12 protein-coding genes and 1 pseudogene are annotated in these 17814 nt (G+C 68.3%); 8 read left to right on the top strand and 5 right to left on the bottom strand.

The window, feature by feature from the left end; translation table 11 throughout:
* Positions 1–41 precede the first annotated feature (41 nt).
* The 7 genes from ACOCG7_RS07495 to ACOCG7_RS07465 all read left to right on the top strand — a co-directional run bounded on the left by ACOCG7_RS07495 (position 42) and on the right by ACOCG7_RS07465 (position 8111).
* Positions 42–875: a branched-chain amino acid ABC transporter permease gene (locus tag ACOCG7_RS07495; RefSeq protein ID WP_073428360.1), complete on the top strand. Its 834-nt coding sequence runs from the start codon at positions 42–44 to the stop codon at positions 873–875.
* On the top strand, positions 868–2733 hold the full coding sequence (locus ACOCG7_RS07490) for an ABC transporter permease subunit (protein WP_421377498.1): 1866 nt from the start codon (positions 868–870) through the stop codon (positions 2731–2733). The genes ACOCG7_RS07495 and ACOCG7_RS07490 overlap by 8 nt, the downstream gene beginning before the upstream one ends.
* Positions 2730–3437, top strand: coding sequence for an ABC transporter ATP-binding protein (locus ACOCG7_RS07485; RefSeq protein WP_421377496.1), 708 nt, complete (start codon positions 2730–2732; stop codon positions 3435–3437). Before ACOCG7_RS07490 ends, ACOCG7_RS07485 begins: the two co-directional genes overlap by 4 nt.
* A 19-nt stretch (positions 3438–3456) precedes the next feature.
* A complete protein-coding gene (locus ACOCG7_RS07480; protein ID WP_083082340.1) occupies positions 3457–4761 on the top strand; it encodes an amidase in 1305 nt (434 codons plus the stop codon).
* A 29-nt stretch (positions 4762–4790) separates the two neighbouring features.
* Complete coding sequence (locus tag ACOCG7_RS07475) at positions 4791–5963, top strand: transporter substrate-binding domain-containing protein (RefSeq protein WP_421377494.1); 1173 nt, start codon at positions 4791–4793, stop codon at positions 5961–5963.
* Positions 5960–6589: an ANTAR domain-containing response regulator gene (locus ACOCG7_RS07470; RefSeq protein ID WP_073428355.1), complete on the top strand. Its 630-nt coding sequence runs from the start codon at positions 5960–5962 to the stop codon at positions 6587–6589. The genes ACOCG7_RS07475 and ACOCG7_RS07470 overlap by 4 nt, the downstream gene beginning before the upstream one ends.
* A 652-nt stretch (positions 6590–7241) precedes the next feature.
* Positions 7242–8111, top strand: a complete 870-nt coding sequence (locus ACOCG7_RS07465; RefSeq protein ID WP_421377491.1) for an autoinducer binding domain-containing protein — start codon at positions 7242–7244, stop codon at positions 8109–8111.
* 21 nt (positions 8112–8132) lie between these two features.
* Here the strand turns inward: ACOCG7_RS07465 and ACOCG7_RS07460 are convergent, their stop codons facing one another.
* Positions 8133–9032, bottom strand: coding sequence for an autoinducer binding domain-containing protein (locus tag ACOCG7_RS07460; RefSeq protein ID WP_421377489.1), 900 nt, complete (start codon positions 9030–9032; stop codon positions 8133–8135).
* 403 nt (positions 9033–9435) lie between these two features.
* Between ACOCG7_RS07460 and ACOCG7_RS07455 the strand changes: the two are divergent.
* Positions 9436–9906, top strand: a pseudogene (locus tag ACOCG7_RS07455) (lytic transglycosylase domain-containing protein); the annotation flags it as partial.
* A 363-nt stretch (positions 9907–10269) separates the two neighbouring features.
* Here the strand turns inward: ACOCG7_RS07455 and ACOCG7_RS07450 are convergent.
* The 4 genes from ACOCG7_RS07450 to ACOCG7_RS07435 form a co-directional block, all read right to left on the bottom strand.
* Complete coding sequence (locus ACOCG7_RS07450; RefSeq protein WP_421377487.1) at positions 10270–11232, bottom strand: alpha/beta hydrolase; 963 nt, start codon at positions 11230–11232, stop codon at positions 10270–10272.
* 106 nt (positions 11233–11338) lie between these two features.
* On the bottom strand, positions 11339–11521 hold the full coding sequence (locus ACOCG7_RS07445; RefSeq protein WP_154873292.1) for a hypothetical protein: 183 nt from the start codon (positions 11519–11521) through the stop codon (positions 11339–11341).
* A 1674-nt stretch (positions 11522–13195) separates the two neighbouring features.
* Positions 13196–16627, bottom strand: coding sequence for an autotransporter (locus ACOCG7_RS07440; protein WP_421377485.1), 3432 nt, complete (start codon positions 16625–16627; stop codon positions 13196–13198).
* 395 nt (positions 16628–17022) lie between these two features.
* Positions 17023–17637 (bottom strand): GNAT family N-acetyltransferase, encoded by a 615-nt coding sequence (locus ACOCG7_RS07435; protein ID WP_073428349.1) that lies wholly within the window; start codon positions 17635–17637, stop codon positions 17023–17025.
* Positions 17638–17814: the final 177 nt, after the last annotated feature.

Genomic DNA, 17814 nt, shown 5'->3' with positions numbered 1-17814 from the left:
GGTTCCGACCGGCGCCAAGGCGGATGTGATGGGAGACGACAATGGTTCTGGTATTGGATGTTTTGACAACCGCGGCGGTGCTGTTCATCGTGACCGCCGGGTTGATGGTCATTTTCGGCGTGATGAAAATCGTCAACTTCGCTCACGGCGCGTTGCTCACGATGGGCGCGTACGCGAGCTTCGTAATCACGCAACTGAAGCTTGATCCGTGGATCGGCGTGCCGCTGGCGATCGTAATCGGCACCGCGGTCGGCATGCTGGTCGAGCTGGTGATCGTGCGGCCTCTCTACAAGCGGCCGCTCGACGCGATCCTCGCCACGTGGGGGCTCGGCATCGTCATCGGACAGATCATCGTGATGGCGTTCGGCCGCGAGGTCCAGTTCGTGGAAACACCGCTGAAAGGCGTCTTTTCCATCGCGGGGACCGAGTATTCCGCCTATCGCCTGTTGCTGATACCCGTTGCGCTCGGTCTATGCGCGCTCATGACGGCGCTGCTCACGGGCACCCGCTTCGGCGTCAAGACCCGTGCGGTGATCATGAACGAAGACCTGGCGCGCGGGCTCGGCATTCACTCCGGCCGTATCCGCTTCATCACGTTCAGTCTCGGCGCGGCCCTGGGCTCGCTCGCGGGCACGCTCATCACGCCGCTGTCGAGCGTCGATCCCGACATGGGGCTGCCGTGGCTGGTGAGCGCCTTCATGCTGGTGATGGTGTCCGGTCACTCGATGCTGAGCCTGCTGTTCACGTGCCTCGTGTTCGGCGCTTGCCAGGTGCTGGTCAGCACGTTCGTCAGTCCGGTGCTCGGTGGGCTGACCATCGCCGTGCTGGCGGCGCTCACGCTGCGTGCCCGTCCGAAGGGGTTCTCTCATGGCTAAAGTGAACGCATCGCTCAATCATGTCGGCGGTGATCCGGCACGGACCGGCAAGCCGGTGCGCGACCGGCGCAACGCGCAGGGCAGGGGACTCGTCGTGCTCGGCGGTATCGGCGTTCTGCTGATGGCCGCGGGTCCGTGGCTGTTCGGCTCCTATCTGCTGAACGTGCTGATTCAGGCATTCTTTTTCTCGATCGTCGCCGTGACGGTGGACATCCTGTGGGGATACACCGGCTATCTGACGTTCGGGCAATCGGCCTTCTTCGGTCTCGGCGCGTATGCGGCGGGCCTCGTCTTCACGCACGGCGGCTTCTCCGCCGGTTATGTGGCGTTGGCGCTGGGCGCGGCCGTCGCGGTGAGCGCGGGCGTCGCCGCACTGCTTGGCTGGCTCTCGTTCTACCGGGGCGCCTCGCCGTTCTTCGCGACGGTGATGTCGCTGGTCTTGCCGATCGTCCTCAGCCAACTGCTGCTCTCGGGTGGGGAGTGGACGGGTTCGAGTTCGGGGCTGACCGGCTACCCGACCTTCGATCTTTCTCTGGAGGCCTGGTACTGGATCGCCGGAGCGGCGCTCGCGGTCGTCGCCCTGCTGGCCTGGCTATTCGTGCGCAGCGACGGCGGCCGCGTGCTCGCGGCCATTCGCGACAACGAATCGCGCTGTTCGTACCTCGGCATCAATACCTCGCGGGTCAAGATCGTTCTGCTGGTGGCGACCGCCGCCGTCGCGGGCCTCGCGGGCTTCGGCTATGGCTCGTTCAGCGGCGTGGTCGCGCCCGAGCTGACCGGCTTCGTGCTGGGTACGCAACTCATCATCTGGGTTGCGCTCGGCGGCCGGGGAACGCTGTGGGGGCCCGTGATCGGCGCGCTGCTGATCAACGTGGGGACGGCCTATCTCAGCGGCTTCATGCCCTTTGCGTGGCAATTGATACTCGGCGCCGCCTTCGTCGCGGTGATCGTCCTGCTGCCGCAAGGTCTCGTGCCGCTGCTTCTGAAACCGTTCCGCCATCTGGGCGGCAACGGCGCCGAACCGGAACTGGTCGAACGGGTGATGCGGGCGGAGCATGGGCGTGCGGCGGCATCTCCGCCCGCGCTGCAAATGGAGGGCGTCGCCCGGCATTTCGGCAATCTCAAGGTGCTGCAAGGCATCGACCTGAACGCCGACGCCGGCGAGCTGGTCGGCCTGATCGGTCCGAACGGCGCCGGCAAGACCACGCTGATGCGATGCATGAGCGACGGCGCGGAACGCTCCGCCGGTACGGTCGTGCTGTGCGGTCACGATATCCGGCAACTGCCGCCGGACCGCTGCGTGCATTTCGGCCTGGGCCGCAAGTTCCAGAACGCGAACATCTTCGAAACGCTCACGGTGGCCGAATGCTTGCGAATCGCGGGGACGATCATCGAGCCGCCGTCGCTCTTCAGACAGTCCGCCACGCTCGCCTTGCCGCCGTATGCGCTGGAGGTGGTCCGCACCACCAGCCTCGACCGGAAGCTGAGCGCGGTGGCGAAGGATCTGTCGCACGGCGAACAGCAGGCACTGGAACTGGCGATGGTGCTCGCGCTCGAACCGCGGATCGTGCTGCTCGACGAACCGACAGCGGGGCTCACCAAAACCGAGCGCACGCAGATCGGCAACGTGCTGGCCGCGCTGGCTCACCAGTATCGGCTCTGCTGCCTGCTGGTCGAGCACGATCTGGATTTCGTCGCGGAGATCGCGACCCGCATCGTGGTTCTGCATCAAGGGCAGATCGTGATGCAAGGCAACTTCGACGAAGTGGTCAATTCGGAACTGGTCAGGACGATCTATGCCGGAACGGCGCAGGCCGACGCGCCCGGCGGCGCTGCTACCTATCAGGAGGCCTCGTGAGCCAGATCGCATTGAATCTGCAGGACGTCACGAGCGGATACAAGGCCTCGGTCGTGCTGCGCAAGCTGTCGTTGAGCGTCGCCAACAGCGAGGCCGTCGCCTTGCTCGGCAAGAACGGCATGGGCAAGACCACGCTGCTCAAGACGATCATGGGCTATCTGCCGAAGAAGAGCGGCGCGGTGCATGTGCATGGGCAAGACATCACGCGCCAGCCGCCGCATCGCATCGCGCGCGCGGGCATTGCCTACGCGCCGCAGGAGCATGCGTTGTTCCAGGATCTCAGCATCCGCGACAACCTGCGCCTGGGGCTTGCCAAAGTGTCGGTGTTCGACGAACGCTTCGCTGAGATCGAGCCCGTTTTCCCGGTGTTCAAGAGCCGTCTGAGCCAGTATGCCGGCACGCTGTCAGGCGGCGAGCAGAAGATGCTGCTGGTGGCGAGGGCGCTCATGATGCGTCCTTCGATCATCCTGCTCGATGAAATCACCGAGGGCTTGCAACCGTCGGTGATCGACCGGCTGGCCGACGCGCTGTTATGGGAGCGCAACCGTCACGGCACCACGCTTTTGCTGATCGAGCAGAACGTTCCGTTCGCGTTGAAGGTGGCCGACCGGTACGCCGTGCTCAAGCAGGGCGAGATCATCGACCACGGCAACGCCAAGGACGAAACCGCGGCGGCGTCGATCTTCGAACACTTGCGCGTGTGACCTTCACGATACTCGGGGCATGATGACAGCACATTCGTTTTATCGGCCGCTCTCGGGCGTGGACCTGCTGGAGCGCACGGCGAACGACCCGCGCGAGCGCGGCCTCGTCATGCTCGAAGCGTTCGCACGCATCGAGAAAGCCGAGCCGGCCGTCAGAGCGATGACGGCCGTCGGTCGCCGCGAGCACGCGGTGGCCGCGGCGGTCGCGGCGAAAGGGCCGCTCGCGGGCATGCCGGTTGCGGTCAAGGACATCTTCGACACCGCCGACTTCGTCACCCGGTACGGCTCGCCGATCTACGAAGGTCATCAGCCGAAGTCCGACGCCGCGCTCGTCACGCTGTTGCGGCGCAACGGCGCGGTCATCGTGGGCAAGACCGTCACGAGCGAGTTCGCCTATATGGCGCCCACCGTGACGCGCAATCCGTGCGACCTCGAACGCACCGCGGGCGGATCGTCATCCGGCTCGGCGGCGGCGGTGGCGGCCGGCATCGTGCCGTTCGCGATCGGCTCGCAGACCGGCGGCTCGACGATCCGGCCCGCGTCGTTTTGCGGCATTGCCGGCTTCAAGCCTACGTTCGGCATGTTGCCTACCGTGGGCATGAAGTGCTTCTCGTGGTCGTTCGATACGGTGGGTCTGTTCGCCGCCGGCGTGCGCGACGTGGCTTACCTGGCGCAGGTGTTGTCCGGCCGGCGGCTCGCCGTGGACGATAGCCGCGCCGGCCCGGTGTTCGGCGTCCCGCTGAACTACCCTTGGACCGAGCCGTCGGCGAATGCCGGCGCCGTGCTGGACACCGCCGTGCGGGCAATCGAAGCGGCGGGCGGGCGCGTGCGCCAGGTGCGCTTCGGCGCGTGGATGAGCGAACTGATCGCGGCGCACGATACGATCCAGCGTTACGAAGCGTGGCAGGCGCTCGGCTTCGAGTACGATTACCATCGCGCCGATCTGTCGCCGATGCTCGCCGGTTTTCTCGACCGCGCGGCCGCGGTCGATGTGGCTTCTTACGCCGAGGCGTGTGTCCTGATGGAGCAGGGAAAGGCGCGGCTTGCCGAACTGTTCGACGGCGTCACCGCCTTGTTGACGCCGAGCGCGCCCGACGAAGCGCTCGACGGGCTCGGATCGACGGGCGACCCCGCGTTCAATCGCAACTGGACGCTGCTCGGATGCCCTTGCGTGAACGTGCCGGGGCTGCGGGGCGAGCGAGGCGGTCCGATCGGCGTGCAGGTGATCTGCCGGCCGTGGGACGATCGCGCATGCCTGCAGGCCGCCGCGTTCGTCGAGCATGCGATAGCCGCCACGGCTGCGATTGATCCGGCGGCGCGGTGAATGACTTAACGATGCAAGGAGAACATCGAATGGAGGCGAAGCAACAGCCGGCGAGAGCGCTGCCCGCGGACGCCGGATGGCGTATCGGCGTGCTGTACTCCCGTAGCGGCGTAACCGCGGCGACGGAGTCGGAACACTTTTTCGGCACCGCCCTCGCGATCGAGGAAGTCAACGCGGCGGGCGGCGTCGACGGGCGCATGCTCGACCCGGTTGTCTACGATCCGAAAAGCGATCCCGACGAATATCGCCGGCTCGCCTCGCGCATGCTGCAGGAAGACGACGTGACGGTGATCTTCGGCTGTTCCACATCGTCGAGCCGCAAGGCGGTGCTGCCGGTGATCGAGCGCAACAACGCGCTGCTCTGGTATTGCTCGATTTACGAAGGATTCGAGTATTCGCCCAACGTGATCTACACCGGGGCCGTGCCCAACCAGAACAGCATGCAGCTTGCCGCATATTTGCTGCGCAATCACGGCCGCCGTTTTTTCCTCGTGGGCGCCGACTACATTTACCCGCGCGAATCGAACCGCATCATGCGCGACATGGTCGAGCAGCATGGCGGCGAAATCGTGGAGGAAGTCTATCTGCCGAGCGACGCGGACCCCGCGGCGCTGGAGGAGGTAGTGCGGCAGATCCGGGCCGTCGAGCCCGACGTGGTGTTTTCCACGTTGATCGGCCGCGGCGCGCGCGCCTTTTACCGCCTGTATCGCGAACATGGCATCGACCCCGCGCGCGTGCCGATCGCCAGCCTGACGATGACCGAGGGCGAAACGCGAATGATCGGCCCTGAACTGTGCGCGAGCCACATCATTTCCGCGAGCTATGTGAACACGCTGAACCTCGCGGGCAACCAGCGCTTCCTGAAGTCGTGGCGCGCGCGCTTCGGTGACCAGCCCGCCAGCATGTGGTCGGAGATGGCGTACAACCAGGTGCATCTCTTTGCGCTGGCATTGGCCCGCACCCGAAGCCTCGATACGGCCAAGGTGGTGGAGGCCGTGCATGACGTCGAATTCGATTCGCCGGAGGGCATGCTGAGAATCGACCGGGCCAACAATCACGCGATCCTGACGCCGCGCATCGCCGTCTGCCGGACGGACGGCGCGTTCGACATCGTGTGGGAGGGCCGTGCTCCGATCAAGCCCGATCCTTATCTCACGTCGTATGGTTTTTCGGAATTCTGGCTCGACGGAGAACCGGCATGAACACGGGCGCTCGCCGGCTCTTCGACGATCTGCGCACGCTACGCGTCGTGGTGATCCATCCTCCCGGCGACGACCGCAACGTTCTGGTCGAGCAGTTGCGCCGGATCGGTTGCCTGATCCACGCGCTTTGGCCGTTACCTTCGCAGTTGCCCGCGGATGCCGACGTGATTTTCTTTCTCGTCGGCCCGGAAACGCGCAGCGCGGGAAACTGGAGCGCCGCCGATACGCAAGCCACCTTGATCGCATTGTCCGATTACGAGAATCCGACCGCGTTGAAGATGCTGCTGGATACGCAGGCGCACGGCGTGATCACGAAGCCCTACCGGTCCACCGGGATTCTGAGCACGCTCGTCCTCGCGCGCGCCTCCTCGGGCTATCAGCAGCGGCTGCACCACAAGATCGGCAAGCTCGAGGAAGCCATCAAGGCGCGGCGTCATATCGAGCGGGCGATTCGCATCCTCATCGAAGCCCACCGGTTGAGCGAAAACGAAGCGTATGAACACATGCGCTCGCGCGCCACGGAACTTCGGGTCACGGTCGGCGAGATCGCCACGATCGTGATCGATGCGCATGAGGCCATGGACAAGCTGGGGCTTGGCAAAAGAGCGAGGCCTTCGGATCAGTAGAGGGGCGGTTTGGTAATTGCTGACTCGGCGGTTCTAACGACCAACGCGGCGCGTAACTCGATCCGCGCTCAAGCCACCGGCGCGGCACGTAGCTCGTCGCGCAACACGGCCCACCAACGCGGCACGTGACTCGTCGCGCAACACGGCCCACCCACGCGGCACGTGACTCGTCGCGCAACACGGCCCACCGACGCGGCACGTGACTCGTCGCGCAACTCGGCCCACCAACGCGGCACGTGACTCGTCGCGCAACTCAACTCACCGACACGGCACGTAGCTCGTCGCGCAACTCAACCCACCAACGCGGCACGCGACTCGTCTCGCAATTCAACCCACCAACGCGGCACGTAGCTCGTCCCGCAACTCAGCCCACCGACGCGGTACACGACTCGGCGCACCCACGCGACCCGCAACCCAACCCACAACGCGGCCGCACGCGACCCCGCCCCGCGCTTGCGGCCGTCCGTTGCGAACATTCCTCCGATGCGCATCGACTACGAATCTCCAGCAAGCCGGCCGTCGACCCCGCTGCCATAATTCCCGTTCACGCCTCGCGCGGATCGCGGCGCCGTCGAACGCCGCGCGCGCCGGCACTTTCGTTCAACAACGCACATGGGCGCACAGAGGGGCGCGATGTCGGAGGAGCGCGAAGATGGTCAGATCGGGAAAAGCTCATGCGTGGGTCGAGTCGCCGCCGCAGGCATCGCGCTTCAAGCGTGCGCGCTCGGCTCGGGCAACGGACGCGGACGCGGACCTGCCGCCGGCTTCGCGTGAAGACGGCAACGCATGCCTCGACAGTCCGGGCTCATGCATCGCCGACACCCGGCTCGCCCTCGATCTCGCCGGCGCGGGTCATCCACAGGAGCGTCTGCGAATGGCGAGCGCGATGTGGAACATCATCGGCTTCACGTCGTTTGCCAACGGCTTCGTTCAGTTCGAGGGCGACGCCGCGGCGCTCTGGTCCTCCAAATGGGTGGACGTGCCGGCGCATCCGGGCAGCGCTTATTTTCGCGCCGGCTATCACCTCCACGATCCACGACTGCGCGCGGCATTGCGCCACAACGCGCCGCTCGTCTGGGACAGCCGCTGGCTCGCGCAGGCGTGGTCGCGCAACGGTTCACCCAAAGAATTGCACGGCCTCTTCGACGAACTCGCGCGCGAGCAGGTCGGCAGCGGCGTGATGTTCGCGTTCACCACCGGCGCGCGGGACGTGCGGGCGATCGTCAGCCTCGGCGCGGGACGCAGCCGCTCCGACTGGATCAGCGACGTGGTCCTCGCCCAGGCGCTCACGATCGGTCTCTCGCTGCACCGCGCGCGGCCCGGCGATCCGGCCGCGCTGTCGGATACGGAGGCGCGCATCCTGATGGGCGTCGTGAGCGGCCTCGGCAATCGGGAGATCGCGCTGCGGCTGCGCACGAGCGAACACCGGGTCGACTATCACCTGCGTGCGCTGCGCCGGAAATACCGCGCGACGACTCGCGCCGAACTGGCGTTCATCGCCGGCAGCATGGGTTTGCGCTAGAGGGGCGAAGGGGGCCGCCGCTCAGGTTTGGCGCGTCGGCGCATCACTCGCCTGGCCGTTCAGGATGCCGCCCGCGACGTAGGCAAGCTGGGTCCGGTTTCGCGCGTGATAGCGCGCCTGCAACTCGCGAACATGTTGCGCTACGCAGCGCGGAGCAAGCTTGAGAGCGGCGGCGATCTCGCGATCGTTTTTGCCGTGGCCGATATCGCGCAGCACCGCGCGCTGGATTTCGCTGAGATCGTTCGCGTGATAGCGCGGCAGCAGCCGGCTCGCGTAGGCGTCGACGAGGGTATGGACGCCGACCGCCAACGCATAGGCGGCGCCGATGGCGGTCCCGGCGTTCCTGTCTTTCCAGGCATTGGCAGGCTGCGCGCCCGACAAGGCGACGACGCATCGCTCGAACCGGTTGGCGGTGACGATGCCGAGGCACACGCCGCTGCGCAGGCCCGCGTCGAGTGCGGCATCCGCGAAGCGCCGTGTCGCCGCTGCGTTGCGCGTGGTAGCCGCGGCTTCGGCGAGCCGTTTCATGTCCCATGTGAACGGCCACTCGACGTGGCAAGCGGTCGCCATGCGTGGATCGACCGCGAAAAAATTCTCGCGGCAGTAGCGGCTTGCCCAGCCGGTGGGCGAATAGCTCTCCAGCCACGCGGCTTGCGTGACCTGCTCGCCGATGCGCAGCATTCGCACATAGCACAGCGAGTCGAACCCGGCGCGCGCGAGCGCCGCGTCCATCAATGTGCGCCGCGTCGCGCTATCGGCCGCGGAGGCGAGTTCGTGCGGGAGCGAAGCGAGCGTCGCGCCCGGCGCGGCGAAGGCGGTGGACGCCGCGGTTTCCGGATCGACCACGATGTCGTCGATGTCGAAAAGCGTAGGCGTGATCGCGTCGCCCGCGGCTGCATCGCGCTCCATGTTCTGATTCATGCGATGACCTCGTCGGATGGCCGTCGATGTGCGCCGGCCAGGCGCCCGTTCTTGCAGCGGAAGCGATGGCCTGCGTTGGGCGCTGCTCGCGGCGTGTCGCGCGCCGGCGTGATGATCGTCGCGGGTAGCCGGCGACGCGTTTCGCGCGAGCGTGGCGATGGAATCATACGCACGATGACGCGGCCCGTGAACGTGCCGTCGAGTCCTGCTTCGCATTGGAGGCACACGTGTTCGCGTGCGCCGTTTCTTGTTGCGCGGCTTCGCGCATCATGCGAGACCAGAACGACTCGCATGCCCGCTATCCCGCATGATCCGGCCTATCATCGTGGCGCCTTTTCATCACCTGTCCCGGCACGAACAACGTGGCGGCTCGTATCGCACGCGCGTGTGCTGCGTCGCGCGCCTGCGGGCGTGCGTGATCGCCGCGCTCGTCTGCGGATCGGGCGCGGCGCTGCCGGCCCGCGCGAACTGTTTCGACGATGCCGCCGCGTATCAGCACGTCAACCCGCTGATCCTGCGCGCGATCGCGTGGCAGGAGTCGCGCAACCAGCCCGGCGCGACCCATCTGAACGCGAACGGCTCGACCGATTACGGCGTGATGCAGATCAATTCGATCCACCTCGCCACGCTGTCGCGCTACGGCATCGCGCGCGATGCGTTGATGTCGCCGTGCAAGAACATCTACATCGCGGCGTGGCAGTTGCGGCGGCAGATCGTCAAGTACGGCAATACGTGGGCCGCGGTGGGCGCCTATCACTCGGCCACGCCCGCGCTGCGCGACGGCTACGCGAGGCAGATCGCCGCGATCCTGCGCCGCTGGAACATGCTGCCCGACGAACGGGCTGCGTCCGCGGGCATCGAACGGGTGTCCGCGACGCCGCGCGACATGCGCGCTGCTCAGACGGGTGCGAAGCAGAGCGTGCGCGGCGACGAACGGGCCGTGTCCGAGGGTTTCGAGCGGGTGTCCTCGACCTCGCGCGGCACGCCCGCTGCTCAGGCAGGTATGAAGCAGGGCATGCGCGGCGACGAGCGGGCCGCGTCTGCGGGTTTCGAGCGGGTGTCCGCGACGTCGCGTGACATGCCCGCTGCTCAGGTGGGCAGGAAGCAAACCCGGCGCGCCGACGGCGGCGTGATGCGCTCGGCGTGCGGACGCGGCGAATGACGCGAAATGCGGGCAGCTTCGCCCGAACCGTGCGCGCCTGGCGCTAGAGCGTTAGCCTGTCAACGCATTAGGACGTCAAGGCAGCCGCAGCGCGGTCCGCAACACACGGGCCGCGTCGCGATGCGCGAGCGCCGCTTCGGGGATCATCCCGCCCATCGAAAAGAAGCCGTGAATCATGCCGGCGTAATACACCACCTCCGCCCGGTTGCCATGCAGCTCGAGCTTTTCCGCGTAGCGCGCGTGCTCGTCCTGCAGCGGGTCGTACTGCGCCGACACGATCCACGCCGGCGCGAGACCGCGCCAGTCCGCCGGCGCCTCGCGATCGCCGTCGAGCGGTGCGAAGCGCCAGTCGCGGCGATCATCGGCGCTCGCGAGATAGTGGCTCTGAATCCAGCGGATCACATCGAGCGACAGAAAATAGCCGTCGCCGTAAAGGCGATGCGCCGCAGTGTCCATGCCACCCGAGACCGCCGGGTAGATCAGCAGTTGCAGCGCGAGCGGGATGCCGGCATCGCGCGCGCTGAATGCGCAAACGGTGGCGAGCGTGGCGCCGGAACTCTCGCCGCCGACGGCGAGCCGCGTGGCGTCGATCGCGAGCGATGCAGCCTGCCGATGCAGCCAGCGCAGTGCGTCGATCGCGTCGTTGACCGCATAGGGAAAGCGGTACTCGGGCGCCAGCCGATAGCCGACCGACACCACCGCGCAACCGGTGTCGGCGGCGAGCATGCGGCACAACGCATCCGAGGCCGCGACGCTGCCGACCACATAGCCGCCCGAATGGAAGAACAGCAGCGCGGGCTGCGGATCGGCCCAGCACGCGGGCGCGGGATAGTAGACGCGCGCGTCGAGCGACGCGTGGTCACGCGTGTCGATCGTCAGGTCCTCGATCGCCGCGAGCGGACGCGGCGCCACGTCGCCGAGCGGCGTGTAGTAGTCGAACCGTTGGCGCGCATCGCGCAGCTCGATGGCGTCGATATTTTGCGCGCCGGCGCTCATGCGCCGCGCGAGGAACTGCTGCACGCTGGGGGCAAGCGACATGGCGATGTGAATAGCGTTGGCCGGATTCCAGCGTAGCGGGCGGCAAACGCGCGGGATCGCCGCCCGCGAAATCGCATGCGATTTCGCGAACCGGCAAGCATCGGCATCAGATGCGGACGATGCGCGGGTTCATGGCGGCGTCCGGGTGAGGCTCATGCGCGTGGTGGCGGATCGTCGCCGTGATCGTCATCGTCATCGTGATTGGCGCGCGGCGGGCTGGCGGGAGCGGCTTCGATCGCGAGCCTTTGCACAGGTGGAGCGGGCCGTGGCGGCTGGTCGAGACGTTCAAGACGCACCACGTGTGGCGGCGGTGTCTGCGATGGCGGGACCGGCGGGGAACCTCGCATTGGCATCGATTGGGAAGTCCCCCAGGGCTGCGGGGAAGGCGGTTGCGGCATGCCATACGGTGACTGCGTGGGCGGCTGCGGTTGTGGCCGCGGCCACGGAGCGGAGGCACCCGAGGACGCTTGGGCCGGTGGCTGCGGAGGGGCATACGGCGGCTGCGGCTGTGGCTGCCGCCACGAAGCGGGCGTGCCCGAGGGCGGTTGGGCTGGCGGCTGCGGAGGGGCATACGGCGGCTGCGGCTGTGGCTGCTGCCACGAAGCGGGCGTGCCCGAGGGCGGTTGGGCTGGTGGTTGCGGAGGGGCATACGGCGGCTGCGGCTGTGGCTGCTGCCACGAAGCGGGCGTGCCCGAGGGCGGTTGGGCTGGCGGTTGCGGAGGGGCATACGGCGGCTGCGCGGGCGGCTGTGGCTGCCGCCACGAAGCGGATGTGCCCGAGGACGGCTGGGCTGGTGGTTGCTGTGCGCCATACGGCGGCTGCGCCTGCGGCCACGAAGCGGGCGCACCCGAGGGCGCTTGCGCCGGCGGCTGCGGCTGTGGCGCACCATACGGCGGTTGCGCCCGCTGCGGCTGTTGCCATCCACCGGATTGCCACCCCTGTTGTTGCTGCGCGCCATTAGGGGGCGGTTGCCACTGGCCGTACCCCCCGTATCGCGGACCATAGGCGTTGGCATCGCTGCGTTGCGCCATCGACTTGTGCTGCTTCCAGTAACCCCATGCGCCGAGGCCCATGATGCCGATCATCGCCAACGAGCCCATGCCACCGCTCGCTAGTCCGAATGACAGCAATGAAACGCCAACAAATCCGGCGACCGCAGCGAGAGGCCGATAGCTCCGTCGCCCGGATTGCGGTTGAACCATGGCCGAGTATTGCTGCGCGTAAGGGCCCGACTGCCACGGACCCGACGCGTTACCGCCGTACTGCGCGCCTGGGTAGCCGGAGTTCTGACCACCTGCCGCGCCGGCGTTCCACGGACCCGCACCGGGACCACCGGGAGGCGGCGCGCCACCCACACCGTATTGCGGCGCACCGGCGCCGCCCGGAGGCGGAGCACCCGCTGCCCCCGCTGCGCCCCCCGGATGCTGCGCACCGCCCATGCCGGGCTGCTGCGCGCCCATACCGCCCGGAGGCGGGACGCCCGCGCCACCGGGCGGATGCGGCGGCCCCCACTGGGCCTGCCGCCCCGCGCCTGCGGCGTGAGCGCGTATCGCGCCCAAAAGGCTGTCCAACCGCGCACCCGCCGACGGCCGTGGCTGAGCGCCGCCCGGCTGCGCGCCCGGATTGTGCGGACCATAGGGTCCATGCGGACCATGCGGAGCCTGAGGTCCCTGCGGCCCTTGGGGCACCTGAGGCCCTTGCGACCAATGAGACCCGCCTGCTTGCGAGCCGTCGCCGACTGGAGTGGACATGATTTCTCCCGCGCCGCCAGAGCGGCTCAATCTGGCGATTGTGGCGAGCGGCGCACGGTGTCGTGTCGACGATGCGAACCCCGCGCCGGTCGAGCGAACCGCGCGGCCCGCGAAAGCGCCCCGGCCAATGAGCGACTCCCACCGATCCAACGCTTCAAGCACGCTGAACGCCACACCCTAGGTCACGAAGCGCCCCGGCCAACGCCCAACTCCTACCGATCCAGCGCTTCAAGCACACTAAACGGCACCCCCTCGGTGACGATCTCGCGATCGCCGACCGCGCCCATGCGCGTGGTGAGTTGCAGCACCACGTTCGGCCCGAAGCTGCGGGCATTGGCGTTGCGCTCCTTCACCTTCAGTTCGATGGGCATCCATGACGCCGGGTCGTCGAGAATCCTGGCATTGGCCGCGTCGATGCGCTCCTTCAGTTGCGGATCGTCGCCCGACTGTTCGAGCGTCGCGGTGTTGGCGTCGAGCCGCAGCGCGGCGTGCCGGCGCAGCCGGTAGCGCCGCACATAGGTCAGGTTCGCCCGCTGGTTCCGGCGCACGGCCGCCAGATGCGTGTCGATGCGTTGCGCGGCCAGCACTTCCGGCGCGGGCTCGGGCCGCGCGTGACGGCCGCGCGATGGCGGTCCTTCCTTGCGGCGTCGCGCGATGATCGGCGCCGCGAACAGGGCGACCAGTTCGGCGCGCGCCTCGTCGACGGCGCGGGTGTACGTGCGGGCGTCGAGATATTCGACGTCGAGGATGCAGCCGCGATGACTGAGCCTGCCGTCCTCGCGCACCAGCAGCCGTTTGGCCGAGCGGTTGCGTTCGCGCAGCGTCATCGTCGCGGCCGGCGCGTCGATCGAGAACAGCCCGACCGAGCGCCGGCCGTCCGCGCCCACTGGATGCGAAAAGCCCGGCGCGATGGCCCCGCGCACCTGCCATTGGCTGCCGAGCCCGACCCGATGTTCGTCGATTCGCACGCGGCCGCTGCGCTCCACGATATCGGCCTTCTGGCGCGAGCGTTCCCAGCCGCCGCCCGCCGACGGACCGGCGCGCGCCGATAGATGCCGCACGCTTTTGCCCGTGTGCGGATCGCGCGCGGCTTCGCCGCCGAGGCTCGCCACCTTGACCGTTGCGTTCACGTCGAGCGTGGCGCCGCGGCGCCGGTTGCTCGCGTGGCCGTCGGTCCAGCTAAGCGACACGTCGGGATCGTCCCAGTACTGCTCCGCGAGGCGGTTCCACACGCCGGCCGGTCCGTCGTCGTGCGCGCCGGCCGCTTCGTCGAACAGATGCCCGACCAGCGCCGCGAGTTTCGCGCGCATCGCGTCGTCGTCGTAACCGGTCCCGTCCGGCCGCAGCCGTCGCGCCACCCTGAGCGACACGCCGCGCGGCTCCGACAACTCGCGCGCATGCAGGATCACGTTCGTGACGAGGCCCGCGCGCACGGTGGTCAGCGCCGTCTCGATGTCATAGCCGACCAGCAGGCCGGCGCCGACGTGATGCATGCTCGACTTCGAGGTGCCGACGAACAGCGACACGCCGTGCGTCGAACGGCTCACCTCGACGACCGCCTCACGGGTACGCGACGCGCGCAGGTCCACGCGCGGCGACACCGGCACCGCATGCCCCTTCAGCAGCGTCTCCACCGTCACGTTCAGGCCGCGCGTGCTGAGCCCCTGGCGACCGCCATCCGTGAGCCGCAGACGCTGTCCCGACTGCAGATTGCTCACCACGTCGAGCAGCGTCTCGCGAACGTCGTCGACGTTGTCCGCCGGTCTCGACGCGCCGTCGTGCTGGACGAGCGCGCGCAGTTCGTCGACCGTGTTCCAGAACGGCGCGTCGTGCGGCACATGGGCGACCTTGCCCCACACCGCGAGCCGCTCGACGGTGAACGGCCGTTGCGCGATCGTCCGAAATGGTTTGGTCCTGGCGAGTTCCTGCGGCGTCATGTCGAGCCAGTGCGCCGTGGTCGCGCGCACGCGGGCACGGACGCGACGCGGCACCTTGACGCCGGCGGCAGGCGAGGGCGGCGACGCCGTGGGATCGGGCAACCGCGTCGCTTCATCCGCCATCTGGTGAGCCCGCTCGGCGATCGCCCGCAGCGTCGCGTCGCTGAGACGGCCGGGCGGAAAGCCGCCGCGCTCCAGCCACACATGCAGCGCCGCGAGTTCCGCCAGCGATGCCTCGGGCCGTGCGTGAGCGAGCGCCGCGCGCGGGTCCATCGCCGGATTGCGCTTGAGTTGCGCCAACGCCGCCTGCAGCGTGTCGCGCAGCTTCGCGCGCTCCTGCGCGATCGTCTTGCGCGGCACGCCTTGCGTGCCGAAGCGCAGCGCGGACAGCGGCGAACCGTGCTTGCCGCGAAACATGCGCGGCAGCAGCGTCTTCCAGCGTTTTTCGCCGACTCGCGCAATCGTCTTGCCCGCGAACCGCCCGAGACGCTGCCGCGCCTGCGAGAGATCGGTGTGCCGGCCGTCTTCGGTGAACGCTTGCCGCCACGCGAAGAGGGCGCCTTTCTGGTCGGGCGTCAACGCGTCGCGGCCGTGTTCGAGCAGGGTCGCGGCGGCGTCGAACGCGCGCTTGGCGAGCGCCGTGACGCCGGGCTCGTCCGCGGTGAGCGGCGGGTTCGCGACCAGCCCCGCGCGCGCGGCGACGGCGCCTGGCGCGCCATCGGGCCTGGCGTGGGGATCGGCGTGGCGGGCCGGATCGAGCGCGTCGCAGCTCGTCAGCAGCGCTTCGACGCCGAAGCGGTGCAGCTCGTCGTGGTGAGTCGGTGGAGTCTGGGGAGTCGCTGCGCGCAAGGCGTCGAGCACCTCGCGCCCGACACCGGAGCGCGCGAGCAGGCGCGCGGCGCGCCAGGCTTCGCACTCTGCCGGGCCATCCGAACGACGACGGCGCGGCGCCGTGAAGTCGAGCATGCCGATGCGTTGCAAAGCGATAGGCGCGGCGCGGAGATCCGTCACGCCGGCCAGCTTGAGCGCCTGCGCAAGCAACGCGCCGCGGGATGCCGCGAGCGCGTCGGGGTAGCCGCCGTCGGTCGCTTCGGGCGGGCGCGCATGCCGTCCGGATAGGACCGCCGCGGCGGCATGCTCGGCGGGCGACGTTTTCGAGCGGCACAAGTCGTGCAGCCGGGCGGCGAGTGCGTGGGCTTCGCCGGCGGGGTCCGGCGCGCCGTCCGTGAATTGCTGTTGCACGTAGGCGGTGAGATCGTCACGCGAGACGATCGCGTCGAGCGGCGTCGCGCGCCATGACGCGGCGGCTTCCCGCGCGGGCGGGTCGGCTGGTTGCCCGCATGTTTCGCTCGACGCGGACGGCGACACCGTTGCGGGCGCCGTCACGTGCGCGGCGGCCGCGAACGGGCTCGTTTCGCGTCGCGCATGTCGGCTCTTGCCGGCGGGCGGGAAACGGCTGTCGCCGTCCGCATGATGTTCCGGTCCGGATGAGCGTCCGTGGGTGCTGTGCTGAAACAGCGCGGTGCTGAACTCGACGCGGCGGGCGCCGGTCATCCGCGCCGGACGCGGCAACGCGGCGCGCAGCCAGCCGGACCATCCGCGCGGCGTCGGCTTGACTGTTTCGGCCGTGACCGGGGCGGGTGCGTCGGCTGCGGTCTCGCTCAGGTGCGGGACAGGCGAAACATCGATACGGCGATGACGGGACATGACGACGCGGTAGGAGGGAGCCGCGTTGCACTATCGTCTTCGAATGTGTCATGCCGTTTTGCGGGGTGCGGGGCGATCCGAATGTATGCGCTGAAATGCGAAGCGCTGGGGCGAGCGCTCCGTTGCGGTGAACTGCGATGAGGGGGCTGCCGGCCGATAACTGTCTCCTGGGCGAGGCGATCCGAATGCATGCGCTGAAAGACGAAGCGCCGTGGCGAGCATTCCGTCGCGGCGCGCTGCGATGAGGGGGCAGCGGGCCGGCGATTTTCGCCGGGGCGAGGCAGCCCGAATGCATGCGCTGAAATGCGAAGCGCTGGGGCGAGCGCTCGGTTGTGGTGAGCGGGGTGAGGGGTCAGCAGGCCGGCAATTGTCACCTCCAGCCGCGCGTTGCCGCCTCAGATCGTTTCGAGACTCGTGTGCTCTTCGAGCCAGCGGATCGCTGGCGTGTCGGACGGCGGATGCAGCGGACGGGTCATCGCATAGAGGTAGCTGTCGGCGGCGATGAGCCCCAGATTCGGGCGGCATTCGTGGTTCCTCAGCTTCGCTTCGAGCGTGAAGCCGAGCCGCTCCATGCTGCTGTGCGCATCGCCGTCGACGGCGCAGTACGCGAAGATGCGCAGGAACGGCGGCTGCGCGATCAGCCACTTGAGCAGCTTGCGCAGCGCATACAGGCCGGCGCGCCGCCGCCGCGCGCCGCCGCGCCGGCTGATGACGACGCCGAGTTCGACGCGCGGCGGATGCGGCCGCAGTTCGATGAGGCCGGTGAGACGGCCGCTGGCGCGGTCTTCGAGCACCCAGCGGATGAGCGTGCCGGTACGCCAGCCTTCCTGCGCTTCGTCGATGAACGCGAGGGTCTCGTCGAGTTGCGTGTGGCGCGCGAAACTCAGGTCGCGTGTCGTGGCGACGTCGCTCAGCATGTCGTCGAACAGGGCTTGCGCGTCGCGTGGCTCGGGCGGCCGCATCAGCAACTCGTCCGACTCGATCAGGCCGGGAAAGCGGAATGTCGACATGGGTCGCCTCCATGCATCGGATCGAGCCATTGTCAGCGCCGGCGGGCGTGCTGAGCGGATTGCCGCGAAGCGGCATGTGCTAATGCGAACGTGCTAGTGCGAACGTGCGGGTTGGCGTTGCACGAGCGCGGTCGAACGCGGCGAGTGAATCAAGTGAGGTCGAGTGAGTCGAGTGAG

Origin of the sequence: Paraburkholderia sp. DD10, from assembly GCF_049177125.1 — a bacterium.
Taxonomy (GTDB): domain Bacteria; phylum Pseudomonadota; class Gammaproteobacteria; order Burkholderiales; family Burkholderiaceae; genus Paraburkholderia; species Paraburkholderia terricola.
The sequence above is the reverse complement of the archived record's forward strand: the minus strand, read 5'-3'. Positions and strand labels throughout refer to the sequence as shown.